This is a genomic window from Candidatus Rokuibacteriota bacterium (assembly GCA_030647435.1).
Classification (GTDB): Bacteria; Methylomirabilota; Methylomirabilia; order Rokubacteriales; family CSP1-6; genus AR37.
Genome location: JAUSJX010000040.1, coordinates 1 through 4,503 on the forward strand (window position 1 = coordinate 1; position 4,503 = coordinate 4,503).

Genomic DNA, 4,503 nt, shown 5'->3' on the forward strand with positions numbered 1-4,503 from the left:
TGCCCACGGTTGTCCGCAACCGCTGCGCCAGCTGCGCCCCTTTCTTCTCCTCCCAGAAACGCTCTTGCGCCGCTTGATTGAGAAACTCTCTCACCCACGACGCGGCCAGATGGGGCGGGACGCTCGAAAGATCCTGAAACAGGTAGGGGCCCGCGGCGGCCGCCGCCGTGCCGCCGAGCGGCTTGAACGCGGCCAGGATATACGGCCCGTCGCGATTGGATCCGGGCAGGGTCCGAAGCACGCTGCGGGCGCGCGCATAGTCATAGTTGTCGACCACCCACTGCGCCGTGATGGGCGGAGCCGGCGCGCCCCGCACCGGTGCATAGAAGATATTGAGCTCGCCGCGCGGCACGTACTCCTCGAGGCTGACGACGTCCGGGATCAGGCTGAGGTAGGCTTCGATGGCCTTGAGGTAGCGCTCGCGGCTCGCTTCACTCGGCGGAGCGCCCAGCAGCAGGTAGCTGTACAGCCCGTAGCCGGCCGTCTCCGGCTGACCCGACACGAGGAAGAACCGGCCCGTCTCGCGCGACATGCCGCGCGGCTGGGCATCCCGCCTGACCGTGACCCGCACCAGGCACTCTGCGGAAACGCTCACGCCGTCGGCGGCCGTCACGCTCGCTGCAAAGGTGCCGGGCCGCAGCTCGGCCAGGCTCCAGCGCGCCTCGGCGCCCCGCCCCTCGATGCGCCCCACCGTGGCCGTCCACGTGTAGCGGAGCGCGCGCCCGGCGGGAGACCGGGCCCAGGCCTTCACGGTGACCATTCCCCCGAGGGGTACCGTCGGTGTCTGGGCGCTACAGGTCAGGTCGAGCGGCTCGGCGGCCCGGGACTCACGGCTTTCCCAGAGGCCGCTCGACAGCACGCCGGCCAGCAATGCCGACGCCACCAGCGCGGCTCTAGGCGTGCGGCTCATCGCTTCCCCGTGCCCTGGTCAGGCGGGAGAGGATCCACTGGACGCCCAGGACCAGCGCGGCGCAGACGCCGACCACGATGACGGTCTCCGCCTGCGTCAGAGGGGTAGACGGGTTGAAGATGTAAACCACGGTCCACACCACGAGCGACAGCGCGCCGATGGCCACGAGCGTGCCGATCGACGCCTTCATCGTCCACCCACCTTGATCAGGGGCAGGAGACCTTCGATCTCCCCTTTCATCACCGGGTGCTGATTGCCGCCGATCGAGCGCGATTTCTGCGCCACCTGCTGCTCCAGGTACTGGTACAGCTCCTGGAGCGACACGATGCCGTCGCGGTCGAGATCCGCGGCGCCCCGGAGGCCCTGGACCAGATAGTGCGTGAAGAGACCGTGGCCCAGCTCCGGCACCTCGAGGGACACTTCGGACGCCCGGGAGGCCGTGATGATGGCGCGCCCCTTGGAGCGCGTGAGCCGGTCCAGGAAAAGCTCGTCAACCCGGGCGGCCCGCGTCCGCCTGGAGGCGAAGGTGCGGCCTCCTGCCGCGCCGCTGTAGCAGGCGTCAAGAAAGACCACCACCTTATCGGCTTCAATGCGATCGAAGATGGTCTGGAACTCGTCCATGGGCAATGCCGTCGAGTAGAGGTCATTCGGGTCGGCATCACTGGGAACGAGGTACTTGGCGAGACCGTCGGATTCGGCGCCTCGAGGATCTATCTCGGGCGCGCCATGCCCCGCGAAGAAGATCACGATGAGGTCGTCCTTCTTGGCCGAGCGCGCCAAGAAGGTCCCGAGGGCCCACTTGAGGTCACGGAGCGTGGGCTTCCGCTCGGTCTTGTCCGTGAGCAGAAGAACATTCTCCTTCTTGAACCCACCCTGGCCAACCAGCACCTGGTGGACCAGCTCGGCGTCCGGCACCGAGTAACGGAGCTGGGGGATTGCCGAGCTGTTGTACTGCCCCACACCGATCACCACGGCCCACTGCTCGCGGGTGCTCTTGGGCGCCGGCACGGGCCCGGCGGGCTGCACCGGGGGCGGCCGCTCGTACATGACCGTGCGAACTTCCTGGCGGACGGTGCCGTCGGGCTCGCTGGCACGGATGATGATGGTATTGGCCCCTTCGCGGAGCTTGACGGAAGCCGCGACCGCCACGGATTTTTTGGGCGGACGGTCCGCCTGCTTGAAGACCTCGGCGCCGTTCAGGAGCACGTTGACCGCCGCGATGCCCTTGCCCGAGCTGACCTCTGCCGCCACGAGGCTCGACTGGTCAGTAAGGCGCGCCCCGTTCTCCGGATGACGGAACTGCACGGTGAGGGGCACGATTCGATCGAAGAAGACGGCTCGGACGTCTTGCTGGGTCACTCCGTCGGCATCGATCGCTGTGACGACGATGGTGTTCTGGCCCTCCCGCAGCTTGAGAGGGAGATTGACCGGGAGCGTACGCTGGGGCGCGCGTTCCTCCAGCCGCGAGACCTCCACGCCGTTGAGCGTCACGAGCACCCGCTTCACGCCCTTGCCGCTCGAGGCGAGGCCGGCCAGCGCGATGCTCTCCTGGTCGACATGCGCCTGATCCTTGGGCGAGGAGATGGCGACCTGGAGCGGTGAAGGCGCAGCGGGCGGTGGCGCGGGCGCGACCGGCGTGGGCGCGACCGGTGCAGGCCCCGGCGCGGCGGGCGACGCCCCCGGGCGGTCGCGGAAGATGACACGGGCTTCCTGCCGGCTCTGGCCGCTCGCGTCCGTCGCGGTCACCAGCAAGACATTCTTGCCCTCGCGGAGCGGCAGCGAGAAGGTCAGGCCGACTTCCCGGGGTGCTGGCGTGCGCTCGGAACGCGCGAAGATTTCGGCGCCGTTGAGCGTGGCCGTCACGCGCGCCACGCCGGCGCCGGCCGTCACCTTGCCTCCCACCGGGGTCTCCGCGCTGCTCACGCGAACCTGGTCCTTCGGGTCGTTCAGGACGACCTGGAGCGGCGCCAACTTGCCCCTGTCCAAGACATCCAAGACATCGCGGAATCGTGCCGTGTCCTGGGCGGACTGGGCCATGAGCCCCGCGATGCTGCCCCCGGCGACCAGCTGAAAGTCCACGCCGCGGAGCCCGGAGCCTTCGGCCTTCACGATCTGCCGCGTCTCGGGGGCGTACCACGAAACCAGAGTCCAGGACTGCCGTCCCGGGATACCGCCGGTTCGCCTCAGCGGATCTCCGATGTACTCGGCGAGGTACACGATCCGGAAAGCCTGGTAGGTCCCGGCCGGCACCTGCACGCTCTCGTAGGCCTTGACCTCCCAGGTGAGGCGCACCGGGAGGCCGCCGGGATATTCCCGGCTACGCAGGACGGCATTGTAGATGATGCCCCACTTGCCGACCTCGAGCGGCCACTTGATCGGTGGGGGCGGATCGACCTGCCACTCGACATTGCCGTCCTTGAGCATCCGGTAAATCCCGAGGTCGCGCGTCAGCTGGATCTGGCGGGTGGGACCGGCGGAGAAGAAGTAGACGTCCCCGGTGGCGCGGACCAGGTCGTAGGCGCCGTCGTTGAGCAGCCAGCGCGCGCCCACGTCGTAACTCGGGCGCTCCGCGCTCGGCTTCTGGGCGAGAGCAGTCTCCGCGCCGAGGAGCCACGCGAGCGCGACGGAGAGAGCCAGGGCAGCGGGGCTTCGCCTCATCCACGCACCTCGGGCGGCGGGTTCCACCGCCGCCTTCGCCGGCATGAGCAGCTCGTCCAGCACCGTGTAGGCTGGCCTGACCGACGCGCTGTAGGACGCAGACTGAAAGTCTACATTACAGCATGAGGCTGTCAAACCGGGCGTGCCTAGACGGGCAGGTCAGCCGCGCTTGATGTCGAGGGAGACGGCGAAACGCTCCACGATGGACTGGTCGCCCCCCCCAGTGGCGCCAGCGCTTCAGCGCGACGCGTGTTCTGCCTGGAGCGCGGGCCCTCAGCGTCCACGCCTTCACGCCGCCGCTGCCGAGGCCGGCGTCCTCGCCGTGATAGGCCGGGCCGCCGACCTCGAGCAGCGTGTCGTCGATCGAATCGAGCGCCCATGCAAAGCCGGTTGTGGGATTCTCGGGCAGCTGCACCGAGATCGAATCGCCGACCTTCACGGCGAGGACGCGGCCGTCCTGCACCTTCGTGACCACCACGTCCGCCATGCCGAATCCGCGCGTCCGGGCACGCGCCCCGCTAGACCGTCACACCGTACGACTCGTTGAAGAGGCCGCCGTTGATGTATGCGGGCGACGCGTAGGCGAAGCCGGTGGACGGCGCCCGCTCGCCGCCTCGAGGCTCCGGTTTGACTTGTCCCGCGCGCTCTGACAGGATCGGCGCGAGATGCCACGGGTCATCCGCGCTGCGACAAGGCCGCCGTGTCCGAGAACGGGCTTTATGTCGGCTATGCACCGAGCGCGTGGCGGCGGTGGCGGGCCGGGAGCGGACGCTCGGCTGCGTCATCACGATCAGCGCGGGCGCGGGAGATCGCGCGCATCATGAACGACGTCGCGACCAGCAAGGTCACGACCAATCTCTGGGGCGAGCGCTGGTCCAAGCTGGCCGTCAACTGCATGGTCAATCCAATCTCCGGCCTGTCCGGCTTCGATTCGG

At 68.6% G+C, this 4,503-nt stretch carries 4 protein-coding genes; all 4 read right to left on the reverse strand.

The annotated features are described in order from the left end of the window. Positions 1 to 910 (reverse strand): hypothetical protein (locus Q7W02_07455; GenBank protein MDO8476025.1); only part of this gene is annotated, 910 nt, incomplete at its 3' end. Further along, entirely contained in the window at positions 894 to 1,100 is a 207-nt protein-coding gene (locus Q7W02_07460; GenBank protein MDO8476026.1) for a hypothetical protein, read from the reverse strand. The genes Q7W02_07460 and Q7W02_07455, both read right to left, overlap by 17 nt. Beyond that, positions 1,097 to 3,613, reverse strand: coding sequence for a caspase family protein (locus Q7W02_07465; GenBank protein MDO8476027.1), 2,517 nt, complete (start codon positions 3,611 to 3,613; stop codon positions 1,097 to 1,099). The genes Q7W02_07460 and Q7W02_07465 overlap by 4 nt, the downstream gene beginning before the upstream one ends. 70 nt (positions 3,614 to 3,683) lie before the next feature. Then, positions 3,684 to 4,055, reverse strand: coding sequence for a protease inhibitor I42 family protein (locus tag Q7W02_07470; GenBank protein MDO8476028.1), 372 nt, complete (start codon positions 4,053 to 4,055; stop codon positions 3,684 to 3,686). Positions 4,056 to 4,503 lie beyond the last annotated feature (448 nt).